Source organism: Agilicoccus flavus, assembly GCF_014857905.1.
GTDB classification, from domain to species: Bacteria; Actinomycetota; Actinomycetes; order Actinomycetales; family Dermatophilaceae; genus Agilicoccus; species Agilicoccus flavus.
In genome coordinates, this window is record NZ_JACYXE010000004.1 from 298,139 (window position 1) to 316,450 (window position 18,312).

An 18,312-nucleotide genomic window follows, 5' to 3' on the forward strand; every position below is an offset into this window, starting at 1 on the left:
CGCCGGCGGACCTGCGGTTGGCGCTGCCGGCCGCCGTCGCGTGGATCGCGCTCGCCGTTCTCCTCCCGGTTCCCGCCGCCGGCAAGCTGGCGGCCGCCGGCGGCGCCGCCCTCGTCGCGGCGGCCGTGCTCGTCGCCCGGTTCGGGCCCCGGTCCGTGCCCCGGCCCGTGGCACGGTGCGGGGGGCGGCGGGCGCCCGTGAGCCTGGGGGCAGGGGCCGCCGTCGTCGCGGTCGTCCTGTCCGTCGCCGCCGCCCACCAGGTCGTCCGGGCACCCGGGCCACTCAGCGCCGCGATGGGGGGTCGGGCCTCGGTCGTGCTCACCGGCACCGTCGAATCCGACCCGCGCAGCCTGCCGGTGGACGCCGCCCACCCGCGACCTCGGACCGTCGTCCGGCTGCTCGCGCGCGAGGTCGACAGGCCCGGGGGCGCCGCGGCCGTCCGCACCCCGGTCCTGCTCGTCGGGTCCGGCCCCCGCGCGCGCGACCTCCTCGGCGTGCACTTCTGGGAGCGCGTGCGCGTGCGCGTGCGGTTGAGCGCCGCGCAACCGGGCGACGACGTCGAGGCCGTCGCCCTCGTCGCCGGACAGGTCGAGGTCGTCGCCCGGGCCGGCGCCGTCGCGGCCGCGACCGAGCACGTCCGGGGCCGGATGAGGGAGGCCGTCGACGGGCTCCCGGCGGATCCGCGCGGACTGGTCCCCGCCCTCGTCATCGGCGACCGCAGCCTGACCCCGCCGGACCTCACCGCGGACCTCACGGTGACCGGCATGTCGCACCTGTCCGCCGTCAGCGGCAGCAACATCTCGATCATCCTCGGCGGCGTGCTTGTCCTGCTCCGGGTGGTCGGCGCCCCGCGCCGGACGCGTCCGGTGCTGGGCGGCCTCGCCCTCCTCGGGTTCGTCGCCCTCGCCCGGCCGGACCCCAGCGTGCTTCGCGCCGCCGTCATGGGCGCGGTCGGACTGATCGGGCTGGCCCGGTCCCGGCGGTCCGCGGGCCTGCCCGCGCTGGGCGCGGCCGTCATCGTCCTCCTCCTGTGGGACCCGTGGCTGGCCCGCGCGTACGGGTTCGCGCTGTCGGTCCTCGCCACAGCCGGCCTGCTCCTGTTCGCCCGGCCGTGGGCCGACGCCATCGCCGGCGTCCTGCCGGCCCGGCTGCGCCTGCTCGGGGAGGCCACCGCCGTCCCCCTCGTGGCGGGCCTCGTCACCGCCCCGGTGGTGGTCCTGCTCTCGGGCAGCGTGTCCGTCGTGTCCGTCGTCGCCAACCTCGTGGCGGCACCGCTCGTCGCCCCCGCCACCATCGCCGGCGCCGCGGCCGCGGTCGGGGCCGCGGCGTGGGTGCCCGCCGGTGCGGTGGCGGCCTGGGTGGCGGCGCTCCCGGCCTGGGGGATCGCCGCGGTGGCCCGCGGCTGCGCCGACGTGCCCTTCGGGGCGCTGCCGTGGCGCGGCGACGCGCTCGGGGCGGGGGGACTCGCGACCATCCTCGTCGGCGCGCTCCTGTGCGCCCCCTGGTCGGCCTGGGCGGGGCGTCGACTCGCGGCGCGGGTGGCCGGCGCCGGACCGAGCCGCCCGCCTCGGTCCGGCGCCGGAGAGGGCCCCCGGCGCCGGCGACGGGTCGGGTGCGCGGTGGCCGTCGCGGCGCTCCTGGCCGTCGTCCTCGGGCTGCTGTTCGTCGGGCGGCCGCAGCGCCTGGAGGACTGGCGGTTCGCGGCGTGCGACGTGGGCCAGGGCGACGCGCTCGTCCTGTCGACCTCACCCGGGCACGCCGTCGTCGTCGACGCGGGCCCCGACGCCGACCGGGTCGACGCGTGCCTGACGGATCTGAGGGTGCGCGAGGTCGACGCGCTCGTTCTCACCCACTTCCACGCGGATCACGTCGCGGGTGTCGGCGGGGTGTCCCGCGGCCGCCCCGTGCGGGCCCTCTTCGTGACGCCCGTCCCGGAGCCCGCGGAGAGCGCCCGCGACGTGGCGAGGTGGGCGGCTCCGCTGGGCCTGACGAGCGTGCCGCTCGTCCGCGGGGACGAGCTCGCCCTCGGGCCGGTCCGCGCCCGGGTCCTCTCACCCGATCACCGGCCGGAGGAGGGCAGCGTGCCCAACAACGCCAGCGTCGTCCTCGACGTCTCCACCGACGGGATGCGGATGCTCCTGCTCGGCGACGTGGAGCGGGAGACCGGCCGGGCGGTCGTCGAGCAGGTGGCCGCGTCGGCGGACCGGCGCCCGATCGACGTCCTCAAGGTGGCCCACCACGGGTCCGCGAACCTCGACCCCCGGCTCGTCACCGCCGTGCACGCTCCGCTGGCGGTCGTCAGCGTGGGCGTCGGGAACAACTACGGGCACCCCGCACCGTCGACGCTGCGCCTGCTCGCCTCGGCCGGGTCCCGCGTCCTGCGCACCGACGTCGACGGGCAGGTCCGCATCGGGCGGGACGCGTCCGGCTACCTCGTGGGCACGTCCGGGCCCGGGTGATCGTGATCGTCGGGCCGGATCAGGCCCGGCAGGGGCCTCCGCCGGCGCGCATCGCCGACGCGCGCAGGCACAACGCGGACAGGGTGGCGGCGACGGCGGGCACCCGTTGCAGGTCGGGAGTCGTCACGGCGTACACCGTCCGACGCGAGCTCGGGCGGATCGGGACGGCGACGACGTCCGGGTGGGGGGTGTTCTCGAGGATGAGGTCGGCGATCACCGCGATGCCCAGGCCCGCCGCGATGAAGCTGAGGATCGCCACGTAGTCCTCGGTCTCGTAGGCCACCTTCGGCGTGAAGCCCGCGACGGAACACAGCTGCAACAGGTGACCTCGGCAGCGCGGGCACCCGGCGATCCAGTCCTCGTCGGCCAGGTCCGCGAGGTCGATGACGTCGCGCGACGCGAGCGGGTGGTCGCGGGGGAGGGCGAGGAGCACGTCGTCCTCGAGCAGCGGGGAGACGACGAAGTTCTCGAGGCTCTCCTCGCCCCGGCCGACGTCCGTCCCGTCGTAGGAGAAGGCCACGGCGATGTCGCATTCGCCCGCCCGCAGCGCCGCCAACGACTCGGGCGGCTCGGCCTCGGTGAAGGTGACCGCCACGCCGGGGAACTCGCGCCGGACCTGGGCGAGTGCCTGCGGCACCACGGTCGAGGACGACGACGGGAACGCCATGAGCCGGACCCGGCCCGAGCGCAGGCCGGCGATCGAGGCGATCTCCTCCTCGGCCGCGTCGAGCGCGGTCAGCACCGTCGTCGCGTACCGGGCGAGCACCTGACCCGCCTCCGTCAGGCGCACCGTCCGGCCCACCCGCTCCACGAGGGCCGTGCCGGTGCGCTGCTCGAGCCGCCGCACCATCTGCGACACGGCGGGCTGGCTGTAGCCGAGGGACAGGGCCGCCGCCGTGAAGCTGCCCTCGTCGGCGATGGCACGCATCACGCGGAAACCCGCCGTATCGATCATGGGGAAAAGCATAACGTCCGGTTACCGTCCGGGCGCGCCCGACCGACGCGAACGCGCGCCGTGGACCGACGGCGCGTCCGACCTGACCCGCTCGAGAGGCGACCGTGCCGGCCGTGCCGACCGAGCGGGGCGGCCCGGCTCGTCAGACGCGCCGGAGCACCGCCGTCACGCGGCCGAGGATGCTCGCGTGCGTGCCGTCGATGGGCTCGTACGCGTCGTTGTGCGGCAGGAGCCAGACGTGGCCGGACGCGTCGCGCTTGAACGTCTTCACGGTCGCCTCGTGGTCGAGCATGGCCGCGACGATGTCGCCGTTGTCCGCGGTGGGCTGCTGGCGCACGACGACCCAGTCGCCGTCGCAGATCGCGGCGTCCACCATCGAGTCGCCCGCCACCTTGAGAAGGAACAGCTCGCCGTCGCCGACGATCTGCCGCGGGAGGGGGAAGACGTCCTCCACGACCTCGTCGGCGGTGATCGGCACGCCGGCGGCGATCCGGCCGAGGACCGGCACGTAGGAGGGGCTGGGGCGGGCGTCGCCGACCCCGGTCTCGTCGACGTGGGCCTCGGGTGCGGGCGTGGCGTCCGGCGGGGTGATGACTTCGATGGCGCGCGGCCGGTTCGGGTCCTTGCGCAGATAGCCCTTCCGCTCGAGCGCGGAGAGCTGATGCGCCACGCTGCTCGGGCTCGTCAGGCCGACCGCGTCGCCGATCTCGCGCAGGCTCGGCGGGTACCCGCGGCGCTCGACCGAGGCCCGGATGACCTGCAGCACCTTCTTCTGGCGGCCGGTGAGCACCGTCGGGCGACGGGTGGGCTCGGGCAGCTCGTGGACGTTGGAGATCTCGGCCATCGTCGCTCCTCTCGGGACCCGGCCCCCGGGGAGCCGATCCGCTGCCCCGGGGCGTCCGGCTGCCCCGGCCGCGGGCGGATCCGGCGACCTTGTCGGTGGTGGGTGCTTGTGTGTTCCTACGCCGCCAGTCTAGGGCCCCCCGATCGCCTGTTCAAACATGTGTTCGAGGGTGTCGCGCGGCGGGTTCACGGGCCGCGGCGCGTGGATCCGCTCCGGACGCGGTGTGGACAAGCGTTCGACGTCGTGGTCATAATCGGACAGACGTACGATCGCACACAGTTTCGACCGCACCCGCTTTGCCGGGTCCGGTCGACGAGGAGATGGAGGTCGACATGACTGCTCTTCCGCTCGAGCACCTCGGCGGCTCCCGCGCCTTCCGCGCCGGGGTCGGTGCCCGCGTCGTCCGTCCCGGCCGCCGGGCCGAGCTGCGTCTCGTGCCCGCTCCCGCGCTCGAGGCGCCGGTGGCCGCGCCGTTGCGGTTGACGCGCCGGTTCCGCCTGCTCCGCACGATGGTGGTGCTCTTCCTCGCTGCCTCGGCCGTGTTCGCGCTGCAGGGGCGGCTGTTCGGCTCGGCGCCGATGGAGGCCGATCACGCGACGACGATCCGCCCGGGTCAGACGCTCTCCGACGTCGCCGTGGAGCAGCTGCCCGGGGTGCCGGTCGCCCGGGGGGTGGCGATGATCGCCGAGCTCAACGGGCTCGCCTCCGCCGACGTCCCCGTCGGCCGGACGATCCTGGTGCCCGCGGCCTGACCGACCGCCGGCAGGGTTCCCGCGTCTCCGGTCGGTCGCCGGGTCCCCGGTTGGATCCCGCCGCGGATCCCGACCTCACCCGTTCTCCGGCCGGCCTCGGTCGTCGACGGCTCCGCCGGCGATCGCCGTCGTCGGGTCCATGGCCGGACACGACGTCCGGGGCGGCCGTCCAGTTCACGCTCTCGTGGGCATACTCGCCCGAGGGGTCGGTGCGGGGGTTCGTGCGGGCCGACCGGCGACGACACGCCGCGCGGGTGCCTGACACGCGGGGCGGCTTGTCTTCGGCCCGGCGTCGACCTACGATCGCTACATCTAGTGGTTACACGGATGTAAGTCGTCCACATCTTGTGAACACTCGTCCACAAGCAATCCACAGATCCATCGGGTCCATCCACACCGACACCCGTCGGTGTCCACAGGATCCACACAGCGCACCGTCCGCTTCGGGGGGCGCCCCTCGGGCGTCCCATCCGTCGTGCTGCTCGATCGACCTCGGTCGAGCGGGCCCCGGCCCGTCGGGGAGGTGCGTGCCGTCAGCGGGGGAGGAGGTTCGGCCGTGTACTGCCCGTTCTGCCGTCACACCGACAGCCGTGTCGTCGACAGCCGGACCGCCGACGACGGGTCGAGCATCCGGCGCCGCCGCCAGTGCCCCACGTGCGGTCGGCGGTTCACCACCGTCGAGACGGCGAGCCTGACGGTGCTCAAGCGCTCCGGCGCGACCGAGCCGTTCAGCCGGTCGAAGGTCGTCACCGGGGTGCGCAAGGCGTGCCAGGGGCGACCCGTGAGCGACGACGACCTCGCGGTCCTCGCGCAACGGGTCGAGGAGGGGGTCCGCGCGAGCGGCCAGGCCGAGATCGAGGCCCACGACGTGGGCCTGGCGATCCTCGGCCCGCTCCGCGAGCTCGACGAGGTGGCGTATCTCCGCTTCGCGTCGGTCTACCAGGCCTTCGACGGCCTGGCCGACTTCGAGGCGGCGATCGCGCTCCTGCGGCAGGAAGGCCGACGGCAGGGGCACGGTCCGCCGGGGGCGGCGGACGACGAACAGACAACCACGGCAACGACGCAACGACACCAGACCGCCGGCGGTCGGGGAGGAAACACGAGATGACCGAGACCACAGGCGCGCGCACCGGCGCACGCAAGGGCCGTAACAAGGGCGTGAAGGTCGAGCGCATCTTCACGACGCCCGGTGTCCACCCCTACGACGACGTGACGTGGGAGCGCCGCGACGTCCTCCAGCAGAACTGGAAGACGGGCGCGACGATCTTCGAGCAGAAGGGCGTCGAGTTCCCCGACTTCTGGTCGGTCAACGCCTCGACGATCGTGACGACGAAGTACTTCCGGGGTGCCCTCGGCACCGAGCGCCGCGAGACCTCGCTGCGCCAGCTCATCGACCGCGTCGTCCTCACCTACGTGGCCGCCGGCAAGAAGCACGGCTACTTCGGCACCGACGAGGACGCCGAGATCTTCGAGCACGAGCTCACCTACGCCCTGCTGCACCAGGTCTTCAGCTTCAACTCCCCGGTGTGGTTCAACGTCGGGACGCCGAGCCCGCAGCAGGTTTCCGCCTGCTTCATCCTGTCCGTCGACGACTCGATGGACTCGATCCTCAACTGGTACAAGGAGGAGGGGTTCATCTTCAAGGGCGGCTCGGGCGCCGGCCTCAACCTCTCCCGCATCCGCTCCAGCAAGGAGCTGCTCTCCTCGGGTGGCACGGCGTCGGGCCCGGTGAGCTTCATGCGCGGCGCCGACGCCTCGGCGGGCACCATCAAGTCGGGCGGCGCGACCCGCCGCGCGGCCAAGATGGTCGTGCTCGACGTCGACCACCCCGACATCGAGGAGTTCGTCGAGACCAAGGCCCGCGAGGAGGACAAGATCCGGGCCCTGCGCGACGCCGGCTTCGACATGGACCTCGGCGGCAAGGACATCACGTCGGTCCAGTACCAGAACGCGAACAACTCCGTCCGCGTCGACGACGAGTTCATGCGCGCCGTGCAGGACGGCCGGTCCTACGGCCTGCGTTCCCGCGGCACCGGTGAGGTCATCGAGGAGATCGACGCCCGCACGCTCTTCGGCAAGATCGCGACGGCGGCCTGGGAGTGCGCCGACCCGGGCCTGCAGTACGACGACACGATCAACGACTGGCACACCAACCCCGAGACCGGTCGGATCACGGCGTCCAACCCCTGCAGCGAGTACATGTCGCTCGACAACAGCTCGTGCAACCTCGCCTCGCTCAACCTGCTGAAGTTCCTGCGTGAGGACGACACGTTCGACGCGGAGACCTTCGCCAAGGTCGTCGAGCTCGTCATCACGGCGATGGACATCTCGATCTGCTTCGCCGACTTCCCGACGGAGTCCATCGGCGACACGACGCGGGACTACCGCCAGCTCGGGATCGGCTACGCGAACCTCGGTGCGCTGCTCATGGCCACCGGCCACGGCTACGACTCCGAGGGCGGCCGCAGCCTCGCCGCCACGATCACGTCCCTGCTCACCGGCGCGGCCTACCGTCGCTCGGCGGAGCTCGCCTCGGTGGTCGGCCCCTACGCCGGGTACGCCCGCAACGCCGAGCCGCACCAGCGGGTCATGCGCAAGCACCAGGCGGCCAACGACGCCATCCGCACCCTCGACGAGATGGACGGCGGCGTCCACCGGCTCGCCACGAAGGCCTGGGACGACGTCGTCCGCCTCGGCTCGGAGCACGGGTTCCGCAACGCCCAGGCGTCGGTCCTCGCGCCGACCGGGACCATCGGCTTCATGATGGACTGCGACACGACGGGCATCGAGCCGGACTTCTCGCTCGTCAAGTTCAAGAAGCTCGTCGGCGGCGGCTCGATGCAGATCGTCAACCTGACGATCCCGCGGGCGCTGCGCAAGCTGGGGTACCAGAGCGAGTCGATCGAGGCGATCGTCGAGTACATCGCCGAGAACGGTCACGTCATCGACGCCCCGGGCCTCAAGCCCGAGCACTACGAGGTGTTCGACTGCGCGATGGGTGCGCGGGCGATCCGCCCCATGGGTCACGTGCGCATGATGGCGGCCTGCCAGCCGTTCCTGTCGGGCGCGATCAGCAAGACGGTCAACCTGCCCGAGTCGGCGACCGTCGAGGACATCGCCGAGGTGTACACGCAGGGCTGGAAGCTCGGCCTCAAGGCGCTCGCCGTGTACCGCGACAACTGCAAGGTCGGGCAGCCCCTCTCGTCGGGCAAGAACGAGTCGGCCAAGAAGAAGGCCGAGGTCGTGCCCGAGCGGCCGGCCACCGCCGAGTTCCGGCCCGTGCGGCGCCGCCTGCCCAAGCGCCGGTCGTCGCAGACGACGTCGTTCTCGGTGGGCGGCGCGGAGGGCTACCTCACGGCGAGCTCCTACCCCGACGACGGCCTCGGCGAGATCTTCCTCAAGTTCGGCAAGCAGGGGTCCACCCTGGCCGGCCTCATGGACGCGTTCTCGCTCGCCGTCTCCGTCGCGCTGCAGTACGGCGTGCCGCTCGAGACGTACGTCGAGAAGTTCACCAACCTCCGGTTCGAGCCGGCCGGTCTGACGGACGACCCCGACGTGCGCATGGCGCAGTCGATCATGGACTACGTCTTCCGCCGCCTCGCGCTGGACTTCCTCGACTTCGAGACGCGGTCATTCATGGGGATCCACACGGCGGAGGAGCGGACCCGCCAGGTGGAGACCGGGTCCTACGCCCCCGAGGTGAGCGACGACGACGACGACTACGCCGACGATCTGGCGAACTACAGCCAGAGCGCCGCGTCGCGTCCGGTGGCGACGTCCACGGAGGCGGCCCGCCGCGTCGACGAGGGCGCCGGCAGCGGCGTGGCCGCGGCCAAGCCGGTCGACGCGGGGATCCACTCGTCGGCCGAGCTCATGGAGCAGTTCCAGGGCAAGGCCGCCGACGCTCCCATGTGCATGACCTGCGGCACGAAGATGCGCCCGGCCGGCAGCTGCTACGTCTGCGAGGGGTGCGGGAGCACCTCCGGCTGCAGCTGACCCGCGGTCCCGGCCTCCCAGCGGCGGCATCCCCTCACCGCGAGGGGGTGCCGCCGTCGGCGTGTCCGGCCGGGGGGCACCTCGGGACCTCGGGGACCTCGGTCGGGCGCGTCGACGACGTTCTCCGGTTCGTCGATGCTCCCAGATGGACACTATGTCCATAAACAGCCCGAGTCGCCTGGACAAACTGATTTCTGAGGCCCGTCGAGATTCGTCGGATTGTCGCGAGTCGGTTGTGTCGACTGTGCGGCGTGGTCATACTGTCGCCATGACCGACACGACTCTGACCGGCACCGCTGCCGGGGCCATCGAACTGACCGACGCCGAGCGACAGGCCGACCTCGACACCCACCAGCTGCGCCGGCTCGTGGGTCTCGTCGATTACGACGACGCGAAGGACCCGTTCCCGGTCACGGGCTGGGACGCGATCGTCTTCGTCGTGGGCAACGCCACCCAGGCGGCGCACTACTACATGTCCGCGTGGGGCATGACGCTCGAGGCGTACTCCGGCCCCGAGAACGGCAACCGCGACCACAAGGCGTTCGTCCTGCGCTCCGGCTCGATCCGGTTCGTCCTCAAGGGCGGCGTCGACCCCGACAGCCCGCTGCTCGACCACCAGCGTCGCCACGGCGACGGGGTCGTCGACATCGCCCTCGAGGTGCCCGACGTCGACCGCTGCATCGAGCACGCCCGCCGCAGCGGCGCGACCGTCGTCCAGGAGCCGGAGGACCTCACCGACGAGCACGGCACGGTGCGCATCGGCGCCATCGCCACGTACGGGGAGACGCGCCACACGCTCATCGACCGCTCCCGCTACACCGGCCCGTACCTGCCCGGTTACGTCGCGCGCACGTCCACGTTCGCCAAGCGGGAGGGTGCCCCGAAGCGGCTGTTCCAGGCCCTCGACCACATCGTCGGCAACGTCGAACTCGGCAAGATGGACGAGTGGGTGGCCTTCTACAACAAGGTCATGGGCTTCGTGAACATGGCGGAGTTCATCGGCGACGACATCGCGACCGACTACTCGGCGCTCATGAGCAAGGTCGTCGCCAACGGCAACCACCGCGTCAAGTTCCCGCTCAACGAGCCCGCCGTCGCGAAGAAGAAGTCGCAGATCGACGAGTACCTCGAGTTCTACCGCGGTCCGGGCGCCCAGCACCTGGCCCTCGCGACGAACGACATTCTCCGCACGGTCGACGAGCTCCGGGCCAACGGCGTCGAGTTCCTCGCCACCCCCGACTCCTACTACGAGGACCCCGAGCTCCGGGCCCGCATCGGGCAGGTGCGCGCGCCGATCGAGGAGCTGCAGAGCCGCGGGATCCTCGTCGACCGCGACGAGGACGGCTACCTGCTGCAGATCTTCACGCGCCCCCTGGGGGACCGCCCCACGGTCTTCTTCGAGCTCATCGAGCGGCACGGGTCCCTCGGGTTCGGAAAGGGCAACTTCAAGGCGCTCTTCGAGGCCCTTGAGCGCGAGCAGGACATCCGCGGCAACCTCTGATCCCACCGCACGCCGAGGGCGGGGCGGCCGGTCATCCGGCCGCCCCGCCCTCGTGCGTGCGGCGCACGCGTGAGGCGCCGCGCCCGAACTCTCGGGTGCGGCGCCTCACGGCGATGGGCCGGACACGAACCGGCCTGCTCGGATCAGTAGGCTCCAGCGCCTGCGAACACGGCCCGGAAGGTGCGGAACAGGATCTGCAGGTCGACGATCGGCGACCAGTTGTCGACGTAGCGCAGGTCGAGGCGGATCGACTGCTCCCAGTCGAGGTCGCTGCGACCGCTGATCTGCCACAGGCCCGTCATGCCGGGGCGGACGTGGAGTCGGCGCATCGCGTCGGGCTCGTACTGCTCGACCTCGGCCTGGCTCTGCGGACGCGGGCCCACGAGGGACATCGTGCCGAAGAGAACGTTGAACAGCTGGGGCAGCTCGTCGATCGAGTACTTGCGCAGGAACGTCCCGATCGGGGTGATGCGCGGGTCGCGCTTCATCTTGAACTGGACTGCGTTGCCCTCGTTGTAGGCGAGCAGGGACGCGAGCTGCTTCTCGGCGTCGACGACCATGGTGCGGAACTTGTAGATGGTGAAGAGCTCCCCGCGCACACCGACCCGCTTCTGGCGGAAGATGATCGGCCCGGGCGAGGTGATCTTGATCGCCAGGGCGACGCCGATGAGCAGCGGCGACAAGGCGAGGATGAGCGCGCCCGCGAGGGTGCGGTCCATGAGGCTCTTGAGGATGACCGACCGACGCGTGGCGGCCGGGCGCTCGATGTGCAGCAGCGACATGTCGGTCGACTGACGGATCGACAGGCGCGGGCCGGCGACGTCGAGGAGGCCGGTCGAGACGACGAGCTCGACGCCGCGGTCCTCGAGGGCCCAGGCGAGGCGACGGAGCGCCTTGCCCGCGAGCTCCGGGTGGGACGTGACGACGACCGTCTCGGCGTCGCACAGGTCGACGGCGGCGACCGCGTCGGTGGGGGAGCCCAGCACCGGGACGTCCTCGATCGACGACGTCGAGTTCCAGGTCCCGTCCATGCCCGAGGTGCACACGGCGACGGGGAGCATGCCCTGGTCGGGCGAGCTCTTGATGCTGCGGATGAGCTCGGCCACGGCGTCGGCCCGGCCGACCACGACGGTGCGCTGCATGAGCTGGCCGGCGCGGCGGTGGCGGTGCAGCCACAGCCGCATGAAGCGGCGGGCGAGGACGCCGAAGGTCATGAGCAGCACGACGAGCGTGATGATGTAGGCGCGGCTCCACTCGACCTGGGCGAAGAGCCCGGCGATCGCGAGCACGCCGAGCAGGCCGACCACCGCGCGACCGACGGCGCGGTACTCCTCGTCGGACACGCCGAGGTAGCGGGTCTCGTAGGCCCGCGAGAACGCCAGCGCCACGACCCAGAAGAGCGGCATGCCGATGCTGGCGAGGACGTACGTGTGGGACATGTCCGTGCCCCACGGGCCGACCCGCAGCGCCAGCGTGACCGTGGCGGCGGCGGCGACCGCGTCCAGCGCCACGAGGCGCTGGGTGTAGCGGCGGGCCCAGCTGCCGGTGCGGGTGATGGTGCCACCCGTCGCCGACATGGACGTCGCGCCGCCGATCGGGCCGGTGCGGACCGGCGCCCCCACGCCGGTCGCGACGCGCGGTCGCCGGGTGCGCACGTGCTGGCGCGTCCCCGGGTTCGCGGTCTCGCGTTCGTGAATGGTCACTTCGCCCTCCCTAAAGGCTGCATCATTCGTCGCCACGCGTGCGACGACCCCCTGATGACGTCCCGTGTATGGACCGCCCCCGCGGCCTGTGACCAGGACGATTGACTTGGACAACAGACCAGAGTCTAGGCACAGAACGTGCACACAGTCACGTGTCCGACCCGATGAGCGCGCCCCCGTGGCGAATTCGTGTCGCATGAAGCCGCAGGCCACGGCGCTGTGGGGCCGTTGCGGGCCGGGGAGGGCATCCGCTGCCCCCGCTTGCGCGAACCGTGCGCGTGTCGCCGGCGGGTCGTCCGCCCGTCGACCGTTCGTCGTCCGTTCGTCGCCCGTTCGTCGCCCACCCCGGTCGGTGCCGTCCCGTCGTCGCCACGACGTCGCAGCCCCCGGGCCCGGGGGCGGGCATCAGGTCGATTGTCCACATCGAAGGTGGGGCCGGTAACCTCGATACGGCGCGGGGTCAGGCCTGGGGAGGCCCGGCCGGCACGGTCCGGTCCGTGGAGGAGCACCGCGATCGCACATCGACGATGCAAGGGGAGAGGCATGACCGAGCAGAACGTGGCGGCCGACGGGGCCGTCGGGGGCGAGCGCGCGACGACGTCGGGCGGCGTCGCCGCCGACGACGTGCTGGCGCGCACCGAGGTCGTGCTCGTCAGCTACAAGAGTCGGGGTCACGTCGAGGAGCTCCTCGCCTCGTGGCCGCGCGGCCTGCGCGTCGTCCTCGTCGACAACGCGCGCGGGGGCGACGGTCTGGCCGAGCTCGCCGACGCGCGGCCCGAGGTGCGCTACCTCGACGGCGGTGGCCAGGGCTTCGCCCGCGGGGCCAACCTCGGGGCCTTCTCGAGCGAGGCGGACGCCCTCGTCTTCGTCAACCCCGACAGCCGCCCCACGGCCGACGACCTGCGCGCCCTCGTCGGCGGGCTCGAGGCCGACCCGATCTCCGTGTCGCACGCGGCGACGGTGGCCGGCCCCGACGGCGAGGTCGAGATCGGTGTCGGCGGGTGGGAGCCGAGCGTGACCCGCACCGCCCTCTACGCCGCCGGCCTCCACAAGATCTGGCCCCGCGCGGGGGTGTACGCCAAGCCGCGCCGCGGCGAGGCGCTCGCCGTGCAGTGGACCACCGGGGCGTGCATGGCGGTGCGCACGGCCCAGTTCCGCCGGCTCGGCGGGTTCGACGAGGCGTTCTTCGTGTACTGCGAGGACATGTCGTTCGGGCGGCGGGCCCGCCGAGCGGGCCTCCGCCAGGTCCTGCGCGCCGACGTCGTCGTCCCCCACGGGGCCGGGTCGTCGGGCGCCCCGTCGAGCGAGATGCTCCGCCTGCGCGGAGCGTCGTTCGCCAACTACGTCGAGCGCTACCACCCCGGCCTCCCGGCGCGCCTCATGCGCGCCGCGATGATGGCGGGCTACGTGGCGCGGGCCACCCAGAAGGCCGTCCAGGGGGACCCGACGACCTCCGGCCTGCACCGCGCGATGGTGTCCGGGCTGGCCAGCCGACGCGCGTTCGTCGCCGGCGACGAGGTCGCCCGCGCCCGTTTCGAGGAGACGGCCCGCGCCTGACGCGGCCCGTCGAGACGTCCGACACCGCGCCGAGCGCGCGGACCCGCCGACCGGCGGACCAGCACAGGGGGAGAGAGACCGGATGAACCGGACCATGCGTACGTTGCTCGTGACCAAGGAGTTCGGCGTGCCCGCCACGTCGGGGGGGATGCTGCGCACGTTGGCGATGGCGACGTGGCTCGCCCGTCGCGGGCCCGTCGTCGTCGTCCACCCGGACGGCGTCTCGGGCGTCCGGATGGACGAGGGGGGCGAGGCGCTCGTCGAGCGGCTCCGCGCGGCGCCGCCGCGCAGCCTCGTCCGCGACGCCCTCACCGTCGGCGTCTACCGCAGCATCGGGGCGCCCCGCACGTGCGGCGCGGGCCTGCTGCGGGGGCTGACCGAGACGTTGGACGCCCTGGGGCCCTTCGACGCGGCCGTCGTCGACCACACCTGTCTGTTCGCGGTCGCCGACCGGCTGCCGGCCGGTCTGCCCGTCGTCCTGTCGACGCACAACGTCGAGTCGGACCTCATGGCCCAGCGCGCCGCCGCCGAGTCCGGGTGGCAGAAGCCCGCGGCCGCGGTCGAGTCGCGCCTGCTGCGCCGCCTCGAGACCGGGGTCGGGTCCCGCCACGCGACGGTCGTGTGCACCCAGGCCGACGCGGAGGCCGTCGCCCGCGACGGCGGCCTCGCGGAGGTCGTCGTCGCCCGCAACGGCGTCACCGTCCCCGCCGGGCCGGGGCGTGCGCAGGCGCAGGAGGAGGGCCGGATCGCCGCGGAGGAACTGCTCTTCACGGGCGCGCTCGACTGGCGGCCCAACGTCAACGGGATCCTCTGGCTCCTGCGATCGCAGGCGTGGCGCGACCTCGTCGCCGAGCGGCCCGGGCTCGTCCTCACGGTCGCGGGCCGCAACCCCTCGCCGGAGTTCCGGGCCGAGGTCGAGGCCGCACCCGGGGCCCGGGTGGAGGCCGACGTGCCGAGCATGCGCCCCTTGCTCGAGCGCGCGCGTCTCGGTGTGGCCCCCCTGCTCGAGGGCGGCGGCTCCCGGATCAAGCTCCTCGAGTACGTCGGGCACGGACTGCCGAGCGTGTCGACGTACGTCGGCGCGTCGGGCCTCGACGGCCTGCCGGACGGTGCCGTCGTGCAGACCCCGGAGGACGCCCAGGCGTTCTGCGACGCCGTCCGGGTCGCCCTCGACGAGGGGCCGGCCGTCCTTCCGCAGGCCTCCGTCGACGCGATGCTCGAGATCTACGGCTGGGACCGCGCGCTCGCCCCGATCCAGCGGCTGCTCCTCGCGCGTTGACGACGGCGTTTCACTGCATCCGCATGGTGGGATTCTGTGATCTCACATGTCGGTATTCCGGTCAGGTGAGCGGGCGCTCATCCCAATCGGCGCACGTCCGTGCCCCGAGGTCGGCCCGGTCGCTCGTTCCGGGTCGGCCGTCGGGCGAACGGAATTGGGTGATTCCGGACTCTCGACGCCGGGGCCGATGACGTGTGGGCGGGCGTCCTGATCAGGCGTCCGTTGCGCGACCGGGCCGTTATCGGCCGCCCGAGAAGTCATCAGTTGGACGGGGTCCGGGGACGATCTGGGTGGGGTCAACGTCCCCTGACAAAGGCCCCAGATCTCAATGACGACTTCCTTCCGTGCCAAGCGGACGACCGCGGCGATCCTCGCAGGGACCACCCTTTCCTGCGGTGCGGCCGTTTCGGTCGCGGCTTTCTCGCCCGCGTCGGCAGCCACCCCCACGCTGCGCATGACCACCTCACCTTCCGCCGTCACCGATTCCGCAGGCAACTCCTATTCCGCGCGGACCGGGTTCACCGGTGGCGAGTATTACCCCACGTATTCTTCCTCGACGGACATCAAGAACACCGCCGACGATGCCGTGTACCGCCCCGAGATGGTGCGGATGTCGGCCTGGAGCGCGCCGGTCTCGTCGGGTACCTACGACGTCACCCTCAAGATGCGCGAGAGCTGGTGGTCCGCCGTCGGCCAACGCGTGTTCGACGTGACCGCGGAGGGTCGCACGGCGCTGACCGACGTCGACATCTTCAAGGCGGTCGGCAAGCAGACCGCGTACGACCGGACCTTCCGGGTCGGCGTCACCGACGGCCGGCTCGACCTCGGCTTCGTCGACAAGAAGGACGCCGCGCTCGTCTCGGCGATCGTCGTGACGCCGGTGTCGACGGGCACGACCCCCGCCCCGACGACGCCGACGACCGGATCCGTCGTGGCCCGCGTCTCCGGCGGCGCCGCCGCCGTCAAGGACGCCGCCGGCCACGTCTTCGAGGCCCGCTCCGGTTTCACGGGCGGGCGCCAGGGCACCTCGGTGGGCGGTGACATCGCCGGCACGACCGACGACGCCGTCTACGCCCCCGAGTACGTGCTCGCCTCCGGCTGGTCCCGCGCCGTCCCGAACGGCACGTACGACGTGACCCTGAAGATGCGCGAGGGCTACTTCTCCTCCGCCGGCAGCCGGGTCTTCAGCGTGAACGCCGAGGGGCAGCGCAAACTGACCGACGTGGACGTGTTCAAGGCGGTCGGCAAGAACCGCGCGTACGACCGCACCTTCGCCGTGTCGGTGACGGACGGGCGCCTCGACCTCGGCTTCGTCGCAGCCAAGGACGGCGCGACCGTCTCCGGGATCGTCCTGGCCCGCTCGGGCACCGCCCCGACGACACCGACGACCCCCGCCCCGGCGCCGACCACCCCGGCGCCCACGACGCCGACCCCGGTCCCGACCACGCCGAAGCCCACGACGCCGACGACGTCGACGAAGCGCGCGAGCGGTCTCATCTTCGACTCGGGTGTCTTCTCGATGCACAAGGCGAGCGAGGCCACGTCCTTCGAGAACAACCGCGGAGCCAAGAACGACGTTCTCGCGGTGTTCCCGACGCGTGACTCGTGGTCGTCGATCCACGAGCTGTGGTGGATGGATTCCCAGCGCGTTCCGGCGGGTTTCACCGGCACGCTCAACGTGGGAATGCCGCTGTTCCCGAAGAACGGTAATCTCTCCACGGCGGCCGCGGGCGGCTACAACGCCGAATGGGAGAAGTTTGCCCGTAATCTTGCCGCGAAGTACCCCACCGCCTATGTCCGCCCGGGCTGGGAGATGAATCTCCCGGGGTGGTACTACCACGCGACGCCGGCGAACTCGGCCCAATGGAAGCAGGCCTTCCGGCACGCGGTCATCAGCATGCGCAGGGCGGCCCCCGGACTGCGCATGGTCTTCAACCCGAACGAGGGCCCGGGTCAGACCGGCACCCTGGACGCCGCGGTGTTCTGGCCCGGTGACGACGTCGTCGACATCGTCGGCATCGACGCCTACGACTGGGACCCGCCGTTCACGACCTCGGCCAACATCGCCTACCACCGCGACAAGGCCTACGGCTGGAACCACTGGCTGAACTTCGCGAAGGCGCACGGCAAGAAGTTCGCCCTCCCCGAGTGGGGCGTCGCCCCGGCCAACTCCGGCTCGGGCGGGGACAACCCGACGTACATCGACTTCGTCTACGGCTGGCTGCAGGCGAACCGCGACCACATCGCGTTCGAGACGTACTTCCAGGAGTCCGACTCCTACATCCGCTCGAACCTCTTCTCGGGCAGCCCGAAGGCGTCGTCCGCCTACAAGGCGTGGATGCCGAGGCTCGCCCAGAAGTGACCGTCCGGGCCTGACCGGTACGTGACCGGCGCCCGCCGAGACAGGGCGGGCCGGCCGGCAGCACCACCGACGACGCCGGTGCGGGAGGACCCTCCCGCGCCGGCGTCGGCGCGTGCCCGGCGACCCGGCCCCCCGGGGGGGGTGTCCCTATGGTCTTCGTCAAGCCGCGGTGGCTGGTCGGGTTTGGTAGAGGGTGGCGTCTCTGAGCATGGCGTAGAGGACGTCGCAGCGGCGGCGGGCGAGGCAGATGAGGGCGGCGTTGTGTTTCTTGCCTTGGGCTCGTTTGCGGTCGTAGTAGGCGCGGCTGGTCGGGTCGTGTAGGGCGGCGAACGCGGAGAGGAACAGGGCGCGTTTGAGGTTCTTGTTCCCGGCTCGTGAGGGGTGCTCGCCGCGGATGGAGGACCCGGATCGCCGAGTCACGGGCGCCAGACCGGCGTAGGCGGCCAGGTGGCCTGGGGTGGGGAAGGCGGAGCCGTCGCCGACTTCGAGCAGGATGCGGGCTGCGGTCCTGACGCCCACGCCGGGCATGGAGGTCAGGACCGGGGCAAGAGGGTGCGCATCGAGCATCTCCTCGACCTGGTCGGCGGCCTGCTGGCGTTGCTCGAGCAGGTCGGCCAATTGGCCGGCGAGCTTGGGGATGACCAGCTCGGCGGCTTTGGTGCCGGGCACGGTCACGCTCTGCTCCTCCAGCGCCGCCTGGATGGCATCGATGATCTTGCCGTAGGAGCGCGGTGCCCGCGGTCGGGCGACCGCGAGTAGGCGCCGCCGGCCGGCGGCGCGTAACCCCGTGGGGCCGCCGAAGCGGGTGAGGAGTTCCAGGACGGCCTGGTGGTGCAGCCGGGGACCGAGGGCCCTTTCTAGAGCTGGGTGGATCTGGGTGAGCAGGCCGTGGATGCGGTTGGTG

General features: G+C 72.3%; 12 protein-coding genes. 8 read left to right on the plus strand and 4 right to left on the minus strand.

From position 1 onward, the window contains the following. Positions 1–17: 17 nt before the first annotated feature. A complete protein-coding gene (locus ICW24_RS08715) occupies positions 18–2,459 on the plus strand; it encodes a ComEC/Rec2 family competence protein (protein ID WP_226345320.1) in 2,442 nt (813 codons plus the stop codon). A gap of 19 nt (positions 2,460–2,478) precedes the next feature. On the opposite strand, the gene ICW24_RS08720 is transcribed toward ICW24_RS08715, so the two are convergent. Both ICW24_RS08720 and lexA read right to left on the minus strand, forming a co-directional pair. Then, positions 2,479–3,414 (minus strand): LysR family transcriptional regulator, encoded by a 936-nt coding sequence (locus ICW24_RS08720; protein ID WP_226345321.1) that lies wholly within the window; start codon positions 3,412–3,414, stop codon positions 2,479–2,481. A 142-nt stretch (positions 3,415–3,556) separates the two neighbouring features. Beyond that, positions 3,557–4,258: a transcriptional repressor LexA gene (gene lexA, locus ICW24_RS08725; RefSeq protein ID WP_226345322.1), complete on the minus strand. Its 702-nt coding sequence runs from the start codon at positions 4,256–4,258 to the stop codon at positions 3,557–3,559. A gap of 332 nt (positions 4,259–4,590) precedes the next feature. On the opposite strand from lexA, the gene ICW24_RS08730 reads away from it, so the two are divergent. The 4 genes from ICW24_RS08730 to hppD all read left to right on the plus strand — a co-directional run bounded on the left by ICW24_RS08730 (position 4,591) and on the right by hppD (position 10,507). Further along, positions 4,591–5,010, plus strand: coding sequence for a LysM peptidoglycan-binding domain-containing protein (locus tag ICW24_RS08730; protein ID WP_226345323.1), 420 nt, complete (start codon positions 4,591–4,593; stop codon positions 5,008–5,010). 556 nt (positions 5,011–5,566) lie between these two features. Continuing rightward, positions 5,567–6,118, plus strand: coding sequence for a transcriptional regulator NrdR (gene nrdR, locus ICW24_RS08735; protein WP_226345324.1), 552 nt, complete (start codon positions 5,567–5,569; stop codon positions 6,116–6,118). Beyond that, on the plus strand, positions 6,115–9,006 hold the full coding sequence (locus ICW24_RS08740; RefSeq protein WP_226345325.1) for a vitamin B12-dependent ribonucleotide reductase: 2,892 nt from the start codon (positions 6,115–6,117) through the stop codon (positions 9,004–9,006). Before nrdR ends, ICW24_RS08740 begins: the two co-directional genes overlap by 4 nt. 268 nt (positions 9,007–9,274) lie before the next feature. Next, positions 9,275–10,507 carry a 4-hydroxyphenylpyruvate dioxygenase gene (gene hppD / locus ICW24_RS08745; protein ID WP_226345326.1) on the plus strand — a complete coding sequence of 411 codons (1,233 nt, stop codon included), beginning with the start codon at positions 9,275–9,277 and terminating at the stop codon, positions 10,505–10,507. Positions 10,508–10,650: 143 nt separating this feature from the next. Here hppD and ICW24_RS08750 read toward each other — a convergent pair whose 3' ends face one another. Further along, a complete protein-coding gene (locus ICW24_RS08750; protein ID WP_264176419.1) occupies positions 10,651–12,084 on the minus strand; it encodes a sugar transferase in 1,434 nt (477 codons plus the stop codon). 669 nt (positions 12,085–12,753) lie between these two features. Between ICW24_RS08750 and ICW24_RS08755 the strand changes: the two genes are divergently transcribed. The 3 genes from ICW24_RS08755 (at position 12,754) to ICW24_RS08765 (ending at position 17,408) form a co-directional block, all read left to right on the plus strand. Next, positions 12,754–13,767: a glycosyltransferase gene (locus tag ICW24_RS08755; RefSeq protein WP_226345328.1), complete on the plus strand. Its 1,014-nt coding sequence runs from the start codon at positions 12,754–12,756 to the stop codon at positions 13,765–13,767. Between the two features lie 94 nt (positions 13,768–13,861). Next, positions 13,862–15,046 (plus strand): glycosyltransferase family 4 protein, encoded by a 1,185-nt coding sequence (locus ICW24_RS08760; protein WP_226345329.1) that lies wholly within the window; start codon positions 13,862–13,864, stop codon positions 15,044–15,046. Positions 15,047–15,500: 454 nt separating this feature from the next. After that, positions 15,501–17,408, plus strand: a complete 1,908-nt coding sequence (locus ICW24_RS08765; RefSeq protein WP_226345330.1) for a malectin domain-containing carbohydrate-binding protein — start codon at positions 15,501–15,503, stop codon at positions 17,406–17,408. 159 nt (positions 17,409–17,567) lie between these two features. Here the strand turns inward: ICW24_RS08765 and ICW24_RS08770 are convergent. Next, positions 17,568–18,312, minus strand: a 745-nt coding sequence (locus ICW24_RS08770) for an IS110 family RNA-guided transposase (protein ID WP_226345331.1), incomplete at its 5' end; no start/stop codon positions are given.